The sequence below is a fragment of the Brevibacillus composti genome (assembly GCF_016406105.1).
GTDB lineage: Bacteria > Bacillota > Bacilli > Brevibacillales > Brevibacillaceae > Brevibacillus > Brevibacillus composti.
Genome location: NZ_CP066308.1, coordinates 1663251 through 1683247, shown reverse-complemented (window position 1 = coordinate 1683247; position 19997 = coordinate 1663251). Strand labels below are relative to the sequence as shown.

Sequence of the window (19997 nt, the reverse complement as noted above, 5' to 3'; positions counted from 1 at the left end):
CAGTCATGACGGGGGTATTTCAATCCACGCACTCCATACAGAGTGCGACTAGGGCAGAGTTTGACGCTGCCATCTCAAGTCTGAGATTTCAATCCACGCACTCCATACAGAGTGCGACGCTCAGGCCCGGCTGGAGGTGTGATTCCCATGATGAGATTTCAATCCACGCACTCCATACAGAGTGCGACCGGAAACAATGCCAAGGACCACGCCCATGAGATCCTGTTTCAATCCACGCACTCCATACAGAGTGCGACCTGAGAAGGAGGAATTCGTTTACGGTCACGTCATAGTTTCAATCCACGCACTCCATACAGAGTGCGACGTTAACAGCGGTGAACCCGGCCAGCGTAACAGGGTTTCAATCCACGCACTCCATACAGAGTGCGACTTGGCGTAGCCGAAGCTGCTGAAATTCTCGGCTGGTTTCAATCCACGCACTCCATACAGAGTGCGACTTAAATTCGATCGTTAGTTTTTCGCCGCTCTGGGAGTTTCAATCCACGCACTCCATACAGAGTGCGACACTTCGCTCCCGGCAAAAAGATGTGCAAACGCTGCTGGTTTCAATCCACGCACTCCATACAGAGTGCGACTTATTGATTGCCGCACGGGTTAGCTTTGCCATTATGGTTTCAATCCACGCACTCCATACAGAGTGCGACTAGCCGCATGGGCGGATGACATGCGGAAGCTCATAGTTTCAATCCACGCACTCCATACAGAGTGCGACGCCAAAGCGTTTTTCCAAACCTGTAAACAGTAACGGTTTCAATCCACGCACTCCATACAGAGTGCGACTCCGATTTTGCAGAAATGGATAATCCCGGATCGGTTTCAATCCACGCACTCCATACAGAGTGCGACTTTCAATGCGTCGTATACCTTATTACTCATCCAAGTTTCAATCCACGCACTCCATACAGAGTGCGACTTGTGGGTGACAGGGATCGCATCGTTCTCTAGGATGTTTCAATCCACGCACTCCATACAGAGTGCGACCGCGTGATTGCACCTACACCTGTTATTGTGAATCTGTTTCAATCCACGCACTCCATACAGAGTGCGACATAAAACCTACTCTTCCGAATATGGGTTGGAGCGTTTCAATCCACGCACTCCATACAGAGTGCGACGAGTCCGGCAGCAGGCTGCACACTTTGAACCGGGTGTTTCAATCCACGCACTCCATACAGAGTGCGACGTGTCTACCCGCGTGAGGTTCGGATCGCGGCGGAATTGTTTCAATCCACGCACTCCATACAGAGTGCGACTCCGGGCGCGGTACTTTGAGGCCACGGAGCAAGAGGTTTCAATCCACGCACTCCATACAGAGTGCGACGCGGGGCTGATGGTTGACTGGCCGGAGGAACAGGTTTCAATCCACGCACTCCATACAGAGTGCGACTATTGAATCTGCATATGGTGACGAAACCTATCAAGAAGTTTCAATCCACGCACTCCATACAGAGTGCGACCGGTTTCTTGGATGGCCTGCGCGATAATGAGGGTTTCAATCCACGCACTCCATACAGAGTGCGACTGTTCAGTGACCACACGAACGGTACAGGCGGCCTGTTTCAATCCACGCACTCCATACAGAGTGCGACCACAACCGTGTTCTGGCGATAGTACGCCCAAAAGAGTTTCAATCCACGCACTCCATACAGAGTGCGACTTATCGAGTCCCGCGATTTCAATGTATCGCCACAGTTTCAATCCACGCACTCCATACAGAGTGCGACCACCGCCGCCGATCTCATCGTATCCGGGAAACAGTTTCAATCCACGCACTCCATACAGAGTGCGACCCGATCTTTGTCGCGGTCTACTTCATGACCAAGATGTTTCAATCCACGCACTCCATACAGAGTGCGACGATTCCACATGATAGCCCAGATCGACCAGGCGGGGTTTCAATCCACGCACTCCATACAGAGTGCGACCCCTATGAGATTTGGGGAAGTTTTGAGCGGAATCGGTTTCAATCCACGCACTCCATACAGAGTGCGACGGCAGAGGTCACGATCTACTGGCCAACGAGGCGGTTTCAATCCACGCACTCCATACAGAGTGCGACTCCATGCGGACGGAGGAATGAAGGTGCATGTGATGTTTCAATCCACGCACTCCATACAGAGTGCGACTCCTGGTGCGATCAGCACCCAGCGGGTTGGATAGTTTCAATCCACGCACTCCATACAGAGTGCGACCGGAACTGATCGGTTTGCACGCACTGTTGATGATGTTTCAATCCACGCACTCCATACAGAGTGCGACGGCAGAGGTCACGATCTACTGGCCAACGAGGCGGTTTCAATCCACGCACTCCATACAGAGTGCGACGCAGTGGTCCGGTTATCTCGTATCGATTAAAGCCAGTTTCAATCCACGCACTCCATACAGAGTGCGACATCTCTCGGGCCTTGAAGGGGATCGCTCGCAAACTGTTTCAATCCACGCACTCCATACAGAGTGCGACAGCGAAAATGCAATATATTAATACAGTCCATCTATCAATCTTTGCATTTCCAAAAGAAAATCACAAAAAAACAATCAATTTTATGGTTGACTTTACCAAAGCGAGTAAAATGTTTGTTGTTTTCGACAAAATTCTCGGTGCGAAGGCCCCATAGTTTTCATGGGAGCTTTCCATTCGCACTTCACAGAATTAGTGGCCCTTCCATGTCATAGGAGCCTTTTGCTCCGACATGTTCGACTTTTGATTTATATTTATCACCTAGATTATAGAAGCGCAGACTATCCGTTTCCTCATCAATCAATTCTTCCAGTTCATACTTTAAACGACGGAACTGCGTCGAATCGACAATGCATTCAAACACAGAATTTTGTACTCTTTGTCCATAGTCCAAACATTTTTTCGATACTTTGGCAAGTCGTTTCCTACCTGCACTGGTTGTTGTGTTTACATCATAAGTAATGAGGACTAACATGTCACCACCTACTTCCACAAGAATGGCGGATATTCATCCAGATCCCCTCGGATATACCTGGCCAAGAGCAGTGCCTGGGCATAAGGGACAAGTCCCCAGGAGATTTTTTCATGCAAAAATGGGTGAATAATTTTTTCTTGTTTTCTTTCTTGCCATGCCTTCAGTACTTGTTTTCTTGTCTCATCGTCCATGAGAACCGCACCGTTTTCTTTCATATAAAAACCTTTGTGATTGATAATCTTCTTGTTAATCAAGGAAAGCACCATTCGGTCTGCGTAAACCCCTCTGAGTTCTTCCATCATATCGAGGGCTAGTGAAGCCCGTCCTGGCCGATCTCTATGCAAAAAACCAACGTAAGCATCCAATCCTACGGCCTCCAAAGCCGCTTTCACATCAGTCGCCAACAATGTATAGGCGAAAGATAAAAGGGCATTCACATGATCGAGCGGTGGCCGTTTGCTGCGCCCGTTAAAAGAAAAGTGCTCCTTCTGCTGTAAAATTAAATCATCAAAAACAGAGTTATATTGCACAGCAGAGGTGCCTTCCAGGCCGCGCAGAACTTCAAGGTCCTCCACATTGCGAACGAGTTTCATCGCATCGGATAATGAAGCGGTCACTCGCTTTATTCGGTCGACATCAACCCGGAGGGGATAGTCTCGTGTAGCACGCTCAAGAATCCACTTGCTGTTAAATATCTTCCCCAGGATCATATTTCTTGCCACGAGAGCACTTCTTCTCTCGTCATCCGAAATACGGTACTGTTCCTTTCTGAGTACCACATTCCCTCTGTCTTCTCCGATCACCCTGGCTAGAAAACGACCGTTTCGCGTCATAAATGTAAGCGCAATATTTCTTGTCGCGCATGCCCCCATTAGGGCCGGACTTACCCCTGCATAACCAAACGTACACACAGCTTCTAAATTATGCAGGGGGTAGCGGGCCAAGGTCTCCTCTTCACTTTTGACAACGATATTCTCACCATCCAGGGACAGATAAGCATCCGGTATGGTAACGAACAATGTATTTAGTAATTTCTTCATTCGCCTAACCTGCTTTCAATAAAGCTGGAAACCGTTCTCCGTTTCATCAATTCAGGCAAGCAAACAAGATTCAGGGAACAGCTTTGGCAGTGCGGCCCCACCTTCACTTTTGGGGTGTGATTTCGTTGAAAGTAGTGGTGCATTTCCAGCAAGGTTGTCCTCACGCGCTCCTTATCCGAGGGAGAAACAGTCACCTCAACGCGATGTTTGATTTCATCATAAAAGAGATAGCCGAGCGAGAGTTCACAGACCAACATTTCCTCAAGACATAGCATTTGGGCAATTAACTGGGATCGATCCGAGTCATCTTTTTTGGGCTTCCCCCGCTTGTATTCAACAGGGTAAGGAAGGTACAAGCCTTCCTCCCCTGCAAGCGAAATCCCTTCAGGATCAAGAACAAACTCGACAACATCACAAATACCTGTGATGCCCAACTGCTTTGAGTGGACCGGCAAAGAACGGACGATCAGCTTGTCCCCTCTTTTTTCACGAAGCAAGGGTTGATCCGCTACTCGGTGTACATATGCCCCTTCCAAAGTACGAACATTTTCTTCCCATTGCTGTTCAATATGGATGAGCGCCCATTGTCTTCTACAGAAATTGAAGTGCTGTATCCCGGAAAGCAACAGAAAGTCCTCTTCGTTATAGCCCTGCATATTCTTGGACTTCCAGACCTTCGAGTGGTTGAATGCTGTAATGATAATCCTCTACCGACTTTGCTTCCGTAATGCCTTCTTTTAATTGAATCTGAAGAGAGCGGTGCACTTTTGCGGAAGAGTATTGTCCCAATTTGGACTTATGCTTCCACCAGTACACGCGATGTACCTCCATGCTGCCATCTGGGCGTGCGGAAGAGGTGTCATTTTCAAACAAGGTGATTAATGCCTGCTTGATCTTCTCCGCATCTTCATTCGTAAACCCGGTCTTCTCCGCCAATTGGGTATTGATGCTACCGTAAAAAACATAGACGCCAAAATCGACTCTATGCTTCATCCCCATGGTATCAGAGCTTTTTTTGTTGGGGTCTTTGGGGGTAACCGCATTCACGCTTTTGGTAATTTGCATACTCGAAATATCAATGGGATCAATACTTACTGCTGTATGAATCGAAACGGGACCGCGAATGCCAATGGATACATCCGAGCCGCTAAAAGCAAAGACTTGTCCAAAGCTGCGTACATCCAGCCACGTTTGGCAAGCAACTTGCGCGTACAATTCATTGTTTTGCTTCTTGCCTTTGGCAAATTCCTGGAGTTCTTCATTCGCATCTACGCGATCTTTTATACTGCGATAGGAGTCTGATCGCCTTTCGTCGGACTGCACCAGAATCGACTCGCCCATATCTTGCAGGCGGTTTCGAATTTTTCTCTTTATGCACACATCCGAGATCTCACCACGTCCATCGTAATTCTGCCGCGGGCGGTTTCCATTTAGCGGATCACCATTGGGATTGGCGTTACGGACAGACAGAACAACGGCAAAATCAATTTTGTGATCAAGTGTACTCATTGTACATCCTCTCCCATTTCATAATTTTCGTTTATTTGTTCAGCTTCCGAATCTTTCTCCTTCTTACTCTTGTATAATTCATGACGTTGACTGTAAAATCCGAGCAAGTACAAACCGCTTAACGGTCGATCTGTAAAATGTTCCGCCTTGAGTTGCGATCCGACTTCATCCAGTAAGCGATTATAATACCCCGCGTCTGTGCCCATTCTGGCCTGATAAGGCTGAAGATTTGACTGGATAATGGTCCAGGTGCGCCCCGGTCTTTGCGCAAAGGCATTCATATAGCGTATAGCATTGGTAGCACGCTTCTCATCACGCCCCAGCGCCCTTCTTTCCAGCACATCGGCTATGGCTAGCATTCTGCCGAATAAATAACTCCGATCCTTATTTGCGGTATCTAATCCCACTGTAAAGCCCTCCTTTTCATAGGTTTTGTTTACTAAAGCACAAGTTATGCTCAGTGTTTTTTCCCATTCCCACTCTTCCATCCCTACCGGATTAGAGGCGCGGTTGACAGCACTTCGCACGATATCCAGTGGTATTTTCGCTCCATCAATAATCGATGGCAGCATTCTTTCGATTAATACCTTGACGATTTTATCACTGGCTCTTGGACCATACGCAGCAAAAGCAATGTCTCGTGATGAAGGTGCTCCTAGAAACGATATCGTCCGGTTCTCTCCATCTTTTCGATAACGATGCAGCCACAGGCATGTTTCATGCCACTGTTGCAAGCGATCGAGGAAGAGTTCTTTATTCAAATCACGGTAGTAGACGATCGACATTCTGCCTGGTGTAGCCGCATCCAGCACCATGATAATGACTTTTGCCTTGTAGTCGCCGTCAAATCGGTAGCCACCGATCGCACGACGGATCTGATTTGCATACTCTTTGTGAGCCAGATCGCCGCTTGCCTCCTCCTCATCCTGGTACAAACTGAATGTGTCACCGAAAGGATCCGGTACTTCTAATCTATCCGGACCCCATACCAGAAAAACCTTGCCGTCCACAATAAACCCCTGTCGATCAATCAGCCATTTTAGAGCGTTATGCGCTTTCTGGGATACTTCGTAACTAATCGACACAGCATCTCGGCTGTTTCGAAATCTCCCGCGAAAAGTAAATCCACTCGTATCGTTGGCAGATATCAGCTTGGACTTGTCAGCGGAGTTTCGGATGCGGGAGGCGTGCTTGTCTGCATAAGGGAGATGTTCCCCTGTTACGTAACACAAATCTCTTTCCGATAACAATCTATCGTAAAATTGAACGAAAGATTGTTGCACAGACGGATCACGCCACAGTCGTGATTCTGCTTCACCCGGAATTTGTACGGCAAATCTGACAAAAGCGGCACTTTGATCGGAAGCAATCACTTTGAAAATCTCAGGTCTCTCTCCGTACTTCTCTTCCAGCGTCGGCGTCCACTTTTCGATCAGTTTTTCCTGCTCATCGACCCAAAGCACCTTCTCCCGAATCAAATCAGCCATTAACGTTCCTTTGCTCAGGTATGTGTATACACTTTTCACCTTGGGATGTGCTGCGGGGGATTCGCACCAGGAAAGCAATTGCTCCATGTAATCTGCATGTGGTGTTCCTTTTCCTTCACCGCAATAACGGGTATAGTCACCAGCCACATATATGAGCTTGTCAAACAGAGGGTGTGGCACCGGAGCGCTAGTTCGGCTTGCGGAAGCCTCGGTACAGGGAATAATCGTGCTCGCCTCGCTCTTGTCGATCACTTTGGCCGTGATAAAATTACCTTGTCCGTCGAGGATTACCTCAATATGCGCACTTTGAGTCGTATGAGAGACAGGGATTAACGCGTACTCCCGATCATTAGCTTTTTTTTCAAATTGACCGATGACGTGCGCATGGTTCTCATACGTCTGATTCAGAGTAGCGAGCCAGCTCATTCACTACCTCCTCCTCTTGGGAACCATTCTTCATACAAAACATCTACTGACTCCATATTTGTGGAATCAAATGACTTCATGAATCCTTCACCTGTTTTGCGAACAAGTGTGCATTCCTCCGGACGGATAAAACGAATCACGCCATATTGCATCTTGGCCCGCCACAAGCGTGTTTCCCGTTCCTTTTTCCCCGTCTCATCAGGGTAGCTGATCCCATGTACCATCAAGCCAAAATCTACTTCAGGAACCTCATCATAAAAGCCTTTTCCCTCGCCAAAAACACATGGTTCTACATAACCCTGACATTCACGGGAACCGAGAAAAATATCCCTGCGTCCTCCTGCTTGCAAGGCCCTCTTCGCAATGTTATGGTGCTTATGTTCGTTGTGGTCATATATCAGGTCCTTGCGATGAGGGTTAAATTCGAAATGGCAACGCACCTGGTACCGCGGGTTACGCAGATACGTATAATAAGCCAGCGTATTCCCTCCTTTGGTGTAGTCTATCGGACGTACTCCTTTGGATTCCGTCTGGATGGGGTTCATAATGCGAACTTCATCAATGTACCAAAGAAGAGATGGTTTCCAATATATGGATTCAACTATCCCCTTGATTGATTGGTACGTAGGTACTTGGTAAGAAAATTTTTCACCACCTATTTTTGTTACCGGATCACTAAAAAGGGCATAGCTTCCAAACACTTCAAACTCCAATTGGTTCCTCATTCATTCACCACCTTCTTGTATATAATAATTTATCTTCTTCAAAAAAAGCATACCCTAATATCCAAATAAAGGCAATGCTAACTTGATAAATTGTCTGGGACTGCCTCCCTGTGTTACACTCTTTTTGTCGCTAAAAAGCGTGGATTGAAATTTGTACATCATCATTTGTGGAAAAGACCCGCCCTAAGCGGGTTTTTCCTTTTTCACTATATGAGCGCCATCGTCCATTCGCCCTCTCCCTCTGTTTCAACACCGAAACGATCCGAATACGCGACTTCGCGTAAAGCGAGAACATGACCGTGAAGAAGAGGATAAATATCCCCGTTTTTCTCCAGCTTCTTCAATTCATGCTGATAAAGATTGACTACATATTGCTGCGATTTTTGCAAAAGCTCCCCCAACTCCCGGGAATCAAGTTCCCCATTTAATGTCAAAATGATATTCTCCGCATCTGTATTGTAAGGTACAAGCACTGATGTAGCGCCGTTGGCAATTACCTCAAAATGTTTTTCGGCAGTCGCAAATGACGCTCGAGTAAGAGTTTCCGGAATGCTTCCGTGTTTACGCTCATAAGCTGCGTGATAGTCTCGATTGGTGCCAAGCAAATCAAAAAGGTTCTTCTCCAGCTCTTTGATCGGATAGTGCAGCTCGTCTTTGATGTGAGCGTAATAGTATTGGAAATATGTATTTAGTGCTGCTCCCGAAAGCAAATCATGACCAAAACGTTCCGGCTCTTTTTGAATTTCGAACAGCAGACGTTCTGTTTTCTCCGCTCCAATGCGAATTTCGGGCAGCCTGGTCAGCACTTCATCTGCGGACTTGATCACATACACATTCCGAACCGCATCTTTCCCATGCCGATTGCACCTACCCGCTGCCTGTGCAATCGAATCGAGACCAGCCAAAGATCGAATTACACAATCAAAACTGATGTTTACACCCGCTTCAATCAGCTGCGTACTGACGCAGATGACTCGTTCATTATTCGATAGCGCCTGCTTCACTTCTGTTAACACATCCTTGCGATGCGCGGGACACATATTTGTACTCAAGTGAAACAAACGCACACCGTTCTCTTCCACCCAATCGCTCTGTTCCAATTGGACAAATAGTTTTCGCACCGCCGCTTTCGTATTCAGAATAACCAGAATCCTGGGGGCTTCTTCCAGTCTCTCCTGAATAAAAGCTGCGAGTTCCTCCGTTCTCCAACCTAGCGGAGTTGTACGGTCGACTATTTCCACCCTCTTAAAGCTCCTGCTCACCTCATCCAAGTTTGCAATCATTTCACCTTGTTCGGACAGTCGGAGCTTATGTTTGACAAAATCAAGTGCAGGCTGCGTAGCTGTACAAAGAACCAGACTTGAGCGGCCGAAAATATGCAAAAAGTTTAGGGCTGCATTAAACAAGGAAATACATTTGGCCGGAACGGATTGTACCTCGTCGAAGATCAGAACAGCATTCGTCATGCGATGCATTCTTCGGATATTGCGTGTGCCTTTGGCATAGAAAGTGTTTAGAAACTGTACCATCGTGGTAAAAATAATGGGCCGATCCCAATTGTCTCTAGCCAGCCGGATCTTTTTCTTCCGAATATAATCGTTATCGTCGTCAAGATCGTACTCTTCGATTACATTAGAATGGTGCTCGAGAATCATCCCGTGATCATCCAAAATTCCCCTAATCTCACTGGCATTCTGCTCGATAATCGTGGTGTAGGGAACGATAAAGATAATCCTTTCTTTTCCCCATCTTTTGGCATGTGCAAGGGCATAGCGCAGACTTGCCAGCGTCTTGCCTCCTCCAGTAGGGATTGACAACGTATAGATTCCGGAAGGTCGCCTCGCAAATTCTTCACATTGCCTGGACATTTCGCTTCGCAAGCGGTTGATCGGATGGTCGGCGTCATCCCCTTGTTCCAGATCCATTATTCTGCTCATTAACTTCTCGTAGCTCTGGGTGAAAAAAGCCTTACTATCAAAGACTTCCTCTGACTTTTCCTCTTCTTCAAACTGCCTCGAATCTGTTCGGTCCGCATCGATTAAACAACTGAAAATGTACTTGATCAACAGCGAGACAGTTATCGAGGGCAGTTTTTGGTTTTGGATCACATGCAAAAAATGCTTTACCTCCGACTTGGCTTTTGCAAAATTTTGATCAAGCTCTTTCTCCGCATACATTTCAAAAAAAGCTGATTCTGTGCGCTCATATTCCTCCAGCTCTTTCATCGCTACTCGCTCAATGAATGGGGAGTTCAGCTGAGGATCCAGAAAGTCCCTTAGTCCTTGGTGATGAGAAATAATACAATTCGCGATCCATTCGGCTGCCAGTTTGTCTTCGACTGTTTTTGCCTTTTGATGATAACGGCGGTAAAGCAACCTGCCCCCTGCTGTAGAATGATCAATTGAACCTCTTCGTGGTGGGGCATCTGGATTCGCTGCCGCTTCCTGAATGTATTTCAAGAAGCCTTTCGTGTTTTTCCCGAGGTCATGCAACCAACCAGCCAAACCTGCTAGATGGCGGGCACCGATCTTCTCTCCAAACTGTTCACATCCGGTTTTTACTCCATCCAAATGCTCGCGCACACTTTGGATGCATCCATCCTTCTGACGAATATGGGCGATATAGTCCATAGTGCCTCCTTCATTACCAATTGATATGTATGCAACCACCCCAAGTAGGCATATAGTCTTACATGATACAATTCGGCAATTATTTACAAATTTCCTGTAAATCACTCAAATTACTTCAAAAAAAGAATTCATTTACTCTCGTTATTTCCTTATATCAAACAAGAAAAGGAAAAGCCCGTCATGCACTGACAGTCTTTCCCTATCCGGCACTCTCTCATTTTTACCTATCTCAAAAAAACTTCTTCCTCCCCTGCTCTTCCTTCAACAGTTCCACCGCTTCTCTGAACCGCAGCGAGTGGATCACCTCGCGTTCTCTCAAGAATTTCAATCCATCCTGCAGGTCCACGTCATCGGTCATGTCGATCAGCCACTGGTAGGTGGCCCGGGCCTTCTCCTCCGCCGCGATATCCTCATAGAGGTCGGCGATGGGATCGCCCTTGGCCTGGATGTAGGCAGCCGTCCACGGAACCCCGGAGGCATTTTGATAAAAGAGGGCTTTGTCGTGATTGGCGTAGTGATCGCCGAGACCAGCTTCCTTCAACTGTTCGGGGGTGGCGTCCTTGGTCAGCTTGTAGACCATGGTGGCGATCATTTCGAGGTGGGCGAATTCTTCCGTGCCGATGTCCGTCAATAGGCCGATCACCTTGTCTGGTATGGAATAGCGTTGGTTTAAATAGCGAAGCGCGGCAGCCAATTCCCCGTCCGCACCGCCGTACTGCTCCAGCAAAAATTTCGCCATGCGCGGATCGCATTTGCTTACGCGGACGGGATATTGCAGCTTTTTCTCATATACCCACACGATGTGTTCTCCTCCTCATCTTTAAACCTGCCAGGGCCAGGGTGTATCGTTCCACTGCCAGGGGTATCCGGAATAGCTGAGACCGAATTGCAATAAAGGACCGTAGTGCCTCTCAAATTCACAGGCGACATTCCAGCGCTGCTCGGCCATTCGATTAAATTGATTCAGCGCCTCTGCATCATCGCTATGCGTATCCAGATAGAGCGTCAATTCGACCAGGACGAAATCCAGCGCCTGGAGCTCGTGCATAAGCTGGTAGTAACGCTCGTCAACCTGCTTGGGTTCGTTCATTTTTTTCTCCTCCCTTCGCCAAGGCCGCTCCTGTCGCCGCGTCCCTCATAAGGACTGTACAAGTCCGGCCAAAGCGTGCCGTGAAAAAGAGCCTCCCGCGGGGAAAACTGGGGGAGGTTGGGCGGCTGAAACTGAATAAACAATTCTGGAGGGACCACATATGTCTTCACACGTTGGGGCGGGCAGGGGTCGAACGGGCTGACATACGGAAAATAGACACGGTACTGGGAGTCCAATGATGAAACCTCCTTGTGTGGGTCATTGACTAACCACTACCACTCTATGACAGTCACCCATGTCCGGTGATAGGCGCCCGCCCTTTTCTTTTCCTGCTCTTGCCTCTCCGCCTGTTTATTTGTCCCCTGCGACGACCATACTGATAGGCATCATGAGAAAACAGGTGGATATCCCGCATGCGCCGATTTTATCGAACATGGAGAAAATCTGCAGCCTCGTCATCCGACCGCTCTCCCCTTCTGCCTGAACATCTACATCTAAATAGTCCTGCCATGGGCCCGATCCATCCCGAGCTTGCCCGGAACGTCGCCTCTTTGAAACAGGCATTCTCCGATTGCTCGGATGTCGTCTTTCGTTTTTTGCGTGTCCACAACAGGCCTGCGATGGTCCTGTTCATCGATGGATTGGTAGATGCCACTCAAATTAGCGAGGGCGTCCTGCAAAGCCTGCTCGATGAGAGGAATGTCGATGCGCTCATCTCGGAGGTTTCGACGAGCAGCCTGGATAAGACAGCCGACCTTGCCGAAGTGCAAAATCTGGTGTTGACGGGAAGTGCCGTATTGCTTTGCGAGGGCCTGTCCACAGGTTATGTCCTGAACATTCGCGGAGGGGAACGGCGGGGAGTGGAGGAGCCGGCGACGGAATCGGTCATTCGCGGGCCGCGCGAGGGCTTTACGGAAAACCTGCGCACGAATACCGCGCTGATTCGCTTCCGGATTCGGAGCTCTCAGCTCAAAATGGTTTCCTTTTTGATCGGGAGACGCACCAAAACCCCCGTCGTCCTGACGTATCTGGAGGGGCTGGCCCGTCCCGAGATCATTGAGGAAGCCAAAAGAAGGCTGGCGGCCATCGACATTGATGGCGTGCTGGAGACGAGTTACCTCGAGGAAATCATAGAGGACCATCCCTCTTCGCCCTTTCCGCAATTTCAATATACGGAGCGGCCGGATACCGCGGCCGGACAGCTGCTGGAGGGGAGATTCGCCATTCTGGTGGACGGGACGCCGTTTGCGCTGATCGCCCCTGCCACCTTTTGGCAATTGATGCAAGCGAGTGAGGATTACTACGAACGCTATGTCTTTACCAATTTTCTCCGCATGCTGCGGTTTGCTCTGATGCTCCTTGCGCTGTTTTTGCCATCGTTCTATATTGCCACGATTACGTTTCACCCGGAAATGCTGCCGACAAGCCTGTTGTTGAGCATCGCCGCTGCCCGGGAAGCCATTCCCTTTCCCGTTTTGGTAGAGGCGCTGATCATGGAGATCTCTTTCGAAGCATTGCGGGAAGCGGGCGTCCGTCTCCCCAAAACCGTAGGGCAAGCCGTCAGTATTTTGGGGGCGCTGGTCATCGGCCAGGCGGCGGTGCAAGCGGGGATCGTCTCGGCCCCGATGGTGATCGTGGTCGCCATGACCGGGATCGCTTCGTTTACGATGCCTCGTTTCAATCTCGCCATCTCGATCCGCCTGCTGCGCTTCCCGCTTATGCTGCTAGCCGGCACGCTGGGGCTCGTCGGCATCGTAGCCGGTGTATACGTGATTATCCACCACGCCTCGCGGTTGCAATCTTTTGGCGTTCCTTATCTGTCGGGGATTGCCCCTTTTCATTCGCGAGACTTGAAAGATATCTTCATCCGGGCACCGCGGGGGAGAATGAAAACAAGACCTGTGTCCCTCACCGGAGAAACCAGTCAAAGAATGAATTCGGAAACGGAGAATGGATGAGAGATGCGACCGCATGCACTGCCGATGAAACGTATGGGTATCCTCGTCGTGTTGTTGTCCCTCTTGCTGGGAGGCTGCTGGGACCGCTTGGAGATTAATGATATGGCGATTGTGACGGGGACGGCGATAGACAAGCAGGAAGATAAGTACATGGTAACCGTGCAATTCCCCCTCCCCAGCCAGATGGGAGGAGCGGGCAGCCAGGGCGGCGGCGGCGGCACTTCAGGCTCAAAATCCTGGCACCAGAGAGTGGGCGTCGCCACTTCCCTCCAAGAGGCGAACGCACAGGTGCAGAATCGTCTTTCCCGGCGGTTGAATTTTTCCCACCGACGGATCATCCTGATCGGCGAACAAGCGGCAAAGGCAGGCATCGATCCCATTCTCGACACATTGGGGCGCGTTCCGCAAAAACGCTTGTCTTCTTTGCTGGTCATTACAGAAGGCTCGGCACAGAAGACGCTCGGCACGCAGACACCGGTCGAGCAATATCCTGCGGAGGCGGTCAGAGAGCTGATCCAGCTCTCCTTGCGCCAGCCTACGCCTATAAAGACCGTTTATCAAGCGATGCTAACCGACGGGGTCGATCCTTCCGCTCCGTACATTGCCCTGGTTCCCCTTCACTCTGCCGACTCCCCCGAGGAGACGGCTCAAACCCTATCGCTGGAAGGCATTGCTTTATTCAACAGCCGGAATAAATTGGCCGGATTCGTCAAAGACGAGGAAGCAAAAGGCCTCGGACTTGCCATGGACATGTACAGACACCCCTCTCTCACGATCAAGGTAGAGGACGGAGAGGCAACGGTAAATGTGGTGATCACCAATCAACAGATATCGAAAAAAACGAGGGTCACTGGCAGGGATGTCACCGCGGTACTGGATTTCCGTTTGATCTGCATTGTCTCGGAAAATACATCCCCCTATCCTTTTGTCAAGGACCAGGATCTTCTCAAAAAGCTGGTCTCCCAAGAGGTGGAGCGTCTCGTAAAAAAAGGCGTGAAACAGGCACAGGCCCTGGGTGCCGATCCCATTGGAATCGGCGAGAGCATCTCGAGAGATGATCCCGCCGCATGGAAACGCATCAAGGGAGATTGGGAGCGCATCTATCCCCGTACAAAACTGATCGTTCGCGCACAAGTGGAGATTGAAAATGCAGGTATTTTTGCCAAGCCCATCAACCCGCAGGAGAAGGAGCAAAAATGAATCTAGTGTTAGGGGTTATCATTCTTCTCTCGCTCTTTTTGTCCGAGTGGCAAGCGATCAAATCCGGCTCAGCGCTGACACGCTGGTCAGGGATCGCTTTCTTGCTGCTTAGTGAGCTGATGTGGATCTATATCAATTCGGCTAAACATCCGTTTCGTCCCATTCCCTGGATATTGGAGTGGCTTAACGGATAGAGAAGGAGGCGGCTGCTTATATGGATCGTGTGTCCAGGTACCAATTGTTTCTCATGGGAGCCATGTATACACATGTCCTTTCCATCAAGTACTTGCATACACAAGTGATCGGCAGCGCCAAGCAAAGCGCCTGGCTCGCTTATCCGCTGACATATCTCCTCGTACTCCTGCCGCTCGCCCTGTTTTCCGGCATTCTTCGCAAAAATCCGGAGCAGACGCTGCTCAATGCCCTTTCCACACAGTTTCCTCGGGCGAGCAAAGGCGTCGTCTTTTTCTATCTCTGCTTTTTCCTTTACATTTTGGCGCGCGATCTGGAGACCTTGACGCACATTATCAATACGTACCTGCTCCCGATGACCCCCTTGATCATCATCGCCTCCCTGATCATCGCCCTGGCGATTCTCTCCGCTCGCAGCGGACTTCAAACCATTGGCCGCATGACCGAAGTCTTCTTTCCGGTGTTTGTCATCATCATCCTGATTACGCCGGTCGTGTTGGCTCCGCAGATGCAGGTTCGGTTTCTGTCTCCAATTTGGGACGAATCTCTCTATCCCTTGCTGCGCGGCGTATGGCTGACGCTGGGATACCTCGGAGAAATCATCATCATCCCGCTGATCGTGATCGGCAGTCACTACTCGGTCAAACAGGTAGCCTCCAGCCTGCTGTTTAGCGTTTTTCTCTCGGAAGCCTTTATGGTGATGACGATTCTGATCCTGGGACCGGAATTGACGGGACATTTGCTCGAACCAAGTCTCGAGCTGGTTCGGTTAATCCGCATCTCTGATTTTCTGGATCGGTTTGACCTGCCCATCGTCGCCATCTGGCTGCCTTGTGTGATTTTGAAGATCAGTTTGACCCTGTATGCAGCATCGCGGGCCTTTCACTTTCTCTTCCCCGCCATTGACTACAGGGTCATCCCGACCTATTTAGGCATCTTCGGCCTCTCCTTTACGATGTGGTTTTACGATAATCCACTGCAAATTCTCTCCTTGAACGAATGGTGGCCAGCAGCAATCGTTTTTGTCGGATTTCTCTTGCCTTTGCTCCTTCGTTTCGTTATCAGGCGGGAGGCAAAGCAGGAGGAGATGGTCTAGTCCCCTTGAAAAAATCAGCAGCCGCCTGATTGACGTAGGCAGCGCTCTCCATGGACAAGACGTGTCCCGCCTGCGGCACCAGAATGGTTTGGGCCTCAGGGATCAGTCTCCCGGCCCGCTCCATCGCGCTCCGCGGGTCGTAGATCACCTCGTTTTCCCCCCACATCAGCAATAGCGGCACCCGGATCGACTGCAGCTCCTCGTCCGTGTAGACGTAGGGAAAGCCATTTTCTTTCGGGAGGCCGCTTCTCGCTTCGTCCCTCCATGCAATCGCAGCGCGGAACTGCTCGAGAAACGGGCGGGGCAGCAGATACCGGTCAGCAAACATCCACTCCAGAAAACGGACATCGCCATCAGGCTGGAGCAATCCGAACGCATGGCTGTAGAAATCCGGGTGGAGTGGAACGAGGGATTCGGCCGGACTGAGGATGACGGCTCGCTCGATTCGCTCCGGGGCGCGGACGAGCAGATTCAGCGCGTGCATCCCGCCCAGCGACAATCCCAAGAGGTTGGGCTTGTGAATGCCCAGAGCATCCCATACCTCCAGGAGCCAGGCGGCATACTCCGCTCTGCTGGCACAACCCGCTTCCGGAATGCTCAGGTTTTTGTCGCCGATGATGTCGATCGCATAGATCCGGTAGGATTCACTCCACGCCTCCACATTGGGATACCACATCGTAGAGCTGAACATGGCTCCATGCAAGAGAACCAGCGGCGGGGCATCCTCCCGTCCACAAGTCACCACATGTGTCTGACCAAAACGGGTGGGGACGTAAACAGTCTCATACGGGACGGGCCACAGACGGAGACTTGCTGTGTAGGCCTCCTGGAATCTGTCTCTGTTTTCAGCGGCTGTTGCAAGGGGCTGATCGTTCACGGTTCTGTTTTGGGGCTTGGTCATGGGAGGATCCACCTTTCAGGTTCGATTTGACGGTTATTTTCGCTGCGTTTATTAAATGATACAGAATCTAATATCAATATATAACAGTTTCAATTTTTCATCAATAATAATATTTTACATGTAATACAGAAACATAAAATTATATATAACAGAACGTGGCCAAGATACAAAAAAAACCGCCCCTGTCATCAGGAGCGGATTTATCTTCGCTTGGTAATTCTGCCGAATCCGCCAACCTTGGTCCGCGGAGCCGATTTGCGTTTCGGCGAGGAAAAAACCGATTTCTTCTTTTTCGACATGCCGGAGCTATCGGAGATGCTCGGTGAGCGAGGGTCCGAGCGAATGATCTTCCCTGTCTGGCCGCTTGTGGAATCCACACGCTTTTTGGTGAGGCTCCCCTCCGCCCCGACAGCGGTATCCGGCTTTTTCGCCCCTCGCTTGATGATGCTTCCCGACCTCTCCGTCGTGACCGGCGGCGTCTGTTTCAACTCTTTGGCTGTGGGCGCGCGGTACTTGCCAGCCGGCTTGTATACATCCTTGGTCGTGTATCCCCGATAGGAGCCGGGATAGCTCTTGTGTCCGTCGAACAGATCGCTCAGGAGGCTCCCGAGGATGTACCCCTCCAGAAAGGACGGATCGTAGTTTTGTCTGACGAATTCCTTGCTGTCCACCTCGATCAGCGTATCAGACGGCTTGGCTTCATCCTGCTGGAGGTGGATCCACTCGTCTGCGTACACGAGAAACATATGCTTCTCGTCCTCTTTGGAGATTTCATCCGGTGTCCGTTGTGCAGAGAGCTCGGCAGCCACCTCGGGTACCGCTTTATTTTCCGCCCGATAAATCTTGGAGGTCAGGCCTCCGTCTTTGGCGACGACCGATTCCAGCGGGTAGGAATAGGCCGCCGACGGGGTGCCGCAGCCGGCCAGCGCGAGCAGCAGCAAGGCCGGAACCAAGATGAGTTTCAATGCTTTCGCAAGCGACTGTCGCATCGTCCTCCCCCCTACGTTCCGCGCAGCACCTGCACATCGGCTGGCAGGATGCTTTCGCCTTCATAGAGCTGAAAGCGCCCATCCTGCCATTCGATTCGAAGCAGCCGCCGGTCATCAGATTGGTATTGCCAGACATGTTGTTCTCCCGAGGTGAGAAAAGCGGTTTGTCCCGCGGCCGTCACCCTGCCGAAAAATTGCTCCTCCAGATGATACGCACAGTCATCCATCTCGATGGTGGTCGGAATCTCATCCGGGGAATCCAGCCGTCCGTCGATCACATCATACAGTTGATAAATCGTTCGCTCCCGCTCTTCGATTAAGAGGTAGCGCACCCGTCCGCCGTCCTGCAAGGTCAGCATCACTGCATTGCGATTCTGGTTGCGCGTCTTTCCCGTCACCCGGTACGTCTCCAGCGAGACCTCAATGACATCGCCCGGTCCGAGAGTCAAGAGGCTCGATTCTTCATGAGGAAGCTCATGCTTGGCAAAGATGTTGCGGACTCGCTTCCATACACTCATCCATATATCCCTCTCTTTTCATGGTTTACAGGCAGGCGGCGATAATCAGGGCGCCGACGACATGAAAAGAGCCGGCTAATAGCGCGTGGGCCACTTTTCCCTGCTGGGTCCCCTGATCCAGATCGAGCCCCGCCGCCGCTTGCAGCAACCGCTCCGCCAACCATTCCAAAATGAACAAAATCACAAAGGAAACGACAGAGGTTAAGAGCGCTTCCCACAGGTCATTGGACCTGGCGATGGATTGGGACAGGATATATCCCTGCGCAAAGAGCTTCATCACAAAGCGGGTCGTGACTGCTACGTTGCCTTTCTTCATTTCCGTCAGATCTTTGTAGCGGGTAAACAAAGAATCTACCCACATGAGAGCAAATAACAGGACGGCACCAGCCCCCGTCCACACCAGCATGGCGATCATTTCAGTCCAGGCCACTCACAATCCCCCCAAGGCGTTACGTTGCACGGCCGGCAATCCGGAAAGAAAAGGGAACCCGCCCCAAGGCGGATTACCCCTCGTATTTTTTCATCAGCGCGGCCAATTCGTCTTCTACCTGCTGATCTTTATTCAGTTTCGCGATTTCTTCATCCAGCGAAGACTCTTTTTTGTACAGCTCGCCGCTGGCTTCCGCCTCGGCTTCCAGCTGCATCGCTTTTTCTTCCATCCGCTTCAGTCCGGCCATGGCGCTGCTGGAATCAAATCCGGACATCGACTGGTTGATTTGCTTTTGCGCCTTGGCGGCATTGACGCGAGCGGCCAGGGTCTCCCGCTTGTTTTTCAGGTCGGTAATCTGCTTTTTCATCTCGGACAGCTTTTCGCGGAGCGTGTCTGCTGCCGCTTTGTTTTGTTCATAGCTGGCTTTGTATTCGGCCATTTTTTGCTCGGCTGCCTTTTTCTCCTCCAGGGCGCGGCGGGCGAGGTCGATATTTTTGGCCTGAGCCGCCACATGGGCCTGCTCATCCCGCTTCTGCACCAAAGCCTCCTGCTCCTCGTACAATTGCTTGAATTTCTTTTCCAAGACGATCTGGGCAGCTACCGCTTTTTCAGCCTCAGCCAAATCTTCCTGCATATCGCGCAGGTACTGGTCGGTCATTTTAATCGGATCTTCTGCTTTTTCTATCAGCGCGTACAAATTTGACATGGTCAGGTCGCGAAGGCGTTTAAAAATGGACATGATTCATTTCCTCCTCAGATAAGGAATCAGAAGCCCAACTTTTGTCGCTGTTCTTCTCTACCTATAGGTACGGATGAGGCGCGCGGAGGTTTCAAAAAAAGTGCCTCTGGTCC

19 protein-coding genes and 1 CRISPR repeat array (1 of these 20 only partly in view) are annotated in these 19997 nt (G+C 50.3%); of the genes, 4 read left to right on the top strand and 15 right to left on the bottom strand.

What is annotated here, in order from left to right:
- Positions 1-2482: direct repeats of the CRISPR family, unit length 33 nt; unit sequence GTTTCAATCCACGCACTCCATACAGAGTGCGAC (it extends 864 nt beyond the left edge of the window).
- A gap of 181 nt (positions 2483-2663) precedes the next feature.
- The 10 genes from cas2 to JD108_RS08730 form a co-directional block, all read right to left on the bottom strand.
- A complete protein-coding gene (cas2, locus tag JD108_RS08775; protein WP_198829453.1) occupies positions 2664-2954 on the bottom strand; it encodes a CRISPR-associated endonuclease Cas2 in 291 nt (96 codons plus the stop codon).
- Between the two features lie 8 nt (positions 2955-2962).
- The gene (gene cas1c, locus JD108_RS08770; RefSeq protein WP_198829452.1) at positions 2963-3994 is read right to left on the bottom strand and encodes a type I-C CRISPR-associated endonuclease Cas1c; all 1032 of its coding nucleotides are present in this window, start codon (positions 3992-3994) and stop codon (positions 2963-2965) included.
- Entirely contained in the window at positions 3991-4650 is a 660-nt protein-coding gene (gene cas4, locus JD108_RS08765; protein WP_198829451.1) for a CRISPR-associated protein Cas4, read from the bottom strand. The genes cas1c and cas4 overlap by 4 nt, the downstream gene beginning before the upstream one ends.
- Positions 4637-5503 (bottom strand): type I-C CRISPR-associated protein Cas7/Csd2, encoded by an 867-nt coding sequence (gene cas7c, locus JD108_RS08760; RefSeq protein ID WP_198829450.1) that lies wholly within the window; start codon positions 5501-5503, stop codon positions 4637-4639. Before cas7c ends, cas4 begins: the two co-directional genes overlap by 14 nt.
- On the bottom strand, positions 5500-7416 hold the full coding sequence (gene cas8c, locus JD108_RS08755) for a type I-C CRISPR-associated protein Cas8c/Csd1 (protein WP_198829449.1): 1917 nt from the start codon (positions 7414-7416) through the stop codon (positions 5500-5502). Before cas8c ends, cas7c begins: the two co-directional genes overlap by 4 nt.
- On the bottom strand, positions 7413-8141 hold the full coding sequence (gene cas5c, locus JD108_RS08750) for a type I-C CRISPR-associated protein Cas5c (protein WP_198829448.1): 729 nt from the start codon (positions 8139-8141) through the stop codon (positions 7413-7415). The genes cas8c and cas5c overlap by 4 nt, the downstream gene beginning before the upstream one ends.
- Before the next feature lie 206 nt (positions 8142-8347).
- Entirely contained in the window at positions 8348-10771 is a 2424-nt protein-coding gene (cas3, locus tag JD108_RS08745) for a CRISPR-associated helicase Cas3' (RefSeq protein WP_198829447.1), read from the bottom strand.
- Between the two features lie 229 nt (positions 10772-11000).
- Positions 11001-11570, bottom strand: a complete 570-nt coding sequence (locus tag JD108_RS08740) for a manganese catalase family protein (protein WP_198829446.1) — start codon at positions 11568-11570, stop codon at positions 11001-11003.
- Positions 11571-11591: 21 nt separating this feature from the next.
- Positions 11592-11861 carry a spore coat protein CotJB gene (locus tag JD108_RS08735; protein ID WP_198829445.1) on the bottom strand — a complete coding sequence of 90 codons (270 nt, stop codon included), beginning with the start codon at positions 11859-11861 and terminating at the stop codon, positions 11592-11594.
- Positions 11858-12097, bottom strand: coding sequence for a spore coat associated protein CotJA (locus tag JD108_RS08730; RefSeq protein WP_198829444.1), 240 nt, complete (start codon positions 12095-12097; stop codon positions 11858-11860). The genes JD108_RS08735 and JD108_RS08730 overlap by 4 nt, the downstream gene beginning before the upstream one ends.
- Positions 12098-12370: 273 nt before the next feature.
- Between JD108_RS08730 and JD108_RS08725 the strand changes: the two genes are divergently transcribed.
- Genes JD108_RS08725 through JD108_RS08710 form a run of 4 tightly spaced genes read left to right on the top strand, consistent with a single transcriptional unit; the run spans position 12371 to position 16307 of the window.
- Positions 12371-13819 (top strand): spore germination protein, encoded by a 1449-nt coding sequence (locus JD108_RS08725; RefSeq protein WP_198829443.1) that lies wholly within the window; start codon positions 12371-12373, stop codon positions 13817-13819.
- 3 nt (positions 13820-13822) lie between these two features.
- The gene (locus JD108_RS08720; RefSeq protein WP_198829442.1) at positions 13823-15019 is read left to right on the top strand and encodes a Ger(x)C family spore germination protein; all 1197 of its coding nucleotides are present in this window, start codon (positions 13823-13825) and stop codon (positions 15017-15019) included.
- Entirely contained in the window at positions 15016-15213 is a 198-nt protein-coding gene (locus tag JD108_RS08715; RefSeq protein WP_198829441.1) for a hypothetical protein, read from the top strand. The genes JD108_RS08720 and JD108_RS08715 overlap by 4 nt, the downstream gene beginning before the upstream one ends.
- 20 nt (positions 15214-15233) lie before the next feature.
- A complete protein-coding gene (locus tag JD108_RS08710) occupies positions 15234-16307 on the top strand; it encodes a GerAB/ArcD/ProY family transporter (RefSeq protein WP_198829440.1) in 1074 nt (357 codons plus the stop codon).
- Here JD108_RS08710 and JD108_RS08705 read toward each other — a convergent pair.
- From JD108_RS08705 to JD108_RS08685, 5 genes are all read right to left on the bottom strand, one after another.
- A complete protein-coding gene (locus JD108_RS08705; protein WP_198829439.1) occupies positions 16273-17208 on the bottom strand; it encodes an alpha/beta fold hydrolase in 936 nt (311 codons plus the stop codon). The two genes, JD108_RS08710 and JD108_RS08705, sit on opposite strands and share 35 nt — an antisense overlap.
- Before the next feature lie 200 nt (positions 17209-17408).
- Positions 17409-18197: a DUF4247 domain-containing protein gene (locus tag JD108_RS08700; RefSeq protein WP_198829438.1), complete on the bottom strand. Its 789-nt coding sequence runs from the start codon at positions 18195-18197 to the stop codon at positions 17409-17411.
- 11 nt (positions 18198-18208) lie between these two features.
- A complete protein-coding gene (locus JD108_RS08695) occupies positions 18209-18715 on the bottom strand; it encodes a DUF4178 domain-containing protein (RefSeq protein ID WP_198829437.1) in 507 nt (168 codons plus the stop codon).
- 25 nt (positions 18716-18740) lie between these two features.
- Entirely contained in the window at positions 18741-19130 is a 390-nt protein-coding gene (locus JD108_RS08690) for a DUF350 domain-containing protein (RefSeq protein ID WP_407649427.1), read from the bottom strand.
- Between the two features lie 88 nt (positions 19131-19218).
- Positions 19219-19884 (bottom strand): PspA/IM30 family protein, encoded by a 666-nt coding sequence (locus JD108_RS08685; protein WP_198829435.1) that lies wholly within the window; start codon positions 19882-19884, stop codon positions 19219-19221.
- Between the last annotated feature and the right edge of the window lie 113 nt (positions 19885-19997).

What these genes read in the sequence shown, in the direction of transcription:
- JD108_RS08695 (WP_198829437.1), bottom strand. Translation starts at nt 18,715, where the DNA reads ATGAGTGTATGGAAGCGAGTCCGCAACATCTTTGCCAAGCATGAGCTT.
- cas1c (WP_198829452.1), bottom strand. Translation starts at nt 3,994, where the DNA reads ATGAAGAAATTACTAAATACATTGTTCGTTACCATACCGGATGCTTAT.
- cas5c (WP_198829448.1), bottom strand. Translation starts at nt 8,141, where the DNA reads ATGAGGAACCAATTGGAGTTTGAAGTGTTTGGAAGCTATGCCCTTTTT.
- cas7c (WP_198829450.1), bottom strand. Translation starts at nt 5,503, where the DNA reads ATGAGTACACTTGATCACAAAATTGATTTTGCCGTTGTTCTGTCTGTC.
- cas2 (WP_198829453.1), bottom strand. Translation starts at nt 2,954, where the DNA reads ATGTTAGTCCTCATTACTTATGATGTAAACACAACAACCAGTGCAGGT.
- cas4 (WP_198829451.1), bottom strand. Translation starts at nt 4,650, where the DNA reads ATGCAGGGCTATAACGAAGAGGACTTTCTGTTGCTTTCCGGGATACAG.
- JD108_RS08705 (WP_198829439.1), bottom strand. Translation starts at nt 17,208, where the DNA reads ATGACCAAGCCCCAAAACAGAACCGTGAACGATCAGCCCCTTGCAACA.
- JD108_RS08725 (WP_198829443.1), top strand. Translation starts at nt 12,371, where the DNA reads ATGGGCCCGATCCATCCCGAGCTTGCCCGGAACGTCGCCTCTTTGAAA.
- cas3 (WP_198829447.1), bottom strand. Translation starts at nt 10,771, where the DNA reads ATGGACTATATCGCCCATATTCGTCAGAAGGATGGATGCATCCAAAGT.
- JD108_RS08720 (WP_198829442.1), top strand. Translation starts at nt 13,823, where the DNA reads ATGCGACCGCATGCACTGCCGATGAAACGTATGGGTATCCTCGTCGTG.
- JD108_RS08685 (WP_198829435.1), bottom strand. Translation starts at nt 19,884, where the DNA reads ATGTCCATTTTTAAACGCCTTCGCGACCTGACCATGTCAAATTTGTAC.
- JD108_RS08690 (WP_407649427.1), bottom strand. Translation starts at nt 19,130, where the DNA reads ATGATCGCCATGCTGGTGTGGACGGGGGCTGGTGCCGTCCTGTTATTT.
- JD108_RS08700 (WP_198829438.1), bottom strand. Translation starts at nt 18,197, where the DNA reads ATGCGACAGTCGCTTGCGAAAGCATTGAAACTCATCTTGGTTCCGGCC.
- cas8c (WP_198829449.1), bottom strand. Translation starts at nt 7,416, where the DNA reads ATGAGCTGGCTCGCTACTCTGAATCAGACGTATGAGAACCATGCGCAC.
- JD108_RS08715 (WP_198829441.1), top strand. Translation starts at nt 15,016, where the DNA reads ATGAATCTAGTGTTAGGGGTTATCATTCTTCTCTCGCTCTTTTTGTCC.
- JD108_RS08710 (WP_198829440.1), top strand. Translation starts at nt 15,234, where the DNA reads ATGGATCGTGTGTCCAGGTACCAATTGTTTCTCATGGGAGCCATGTAT.
- JD108_RS08735 (WP_198829445.1), bottom strand. Translation starts at nt 11,861, where the DNA reads ATGAACGAACCCAAGCAGGTTGACGAGCGTTACTACCAGCTTATGCAC.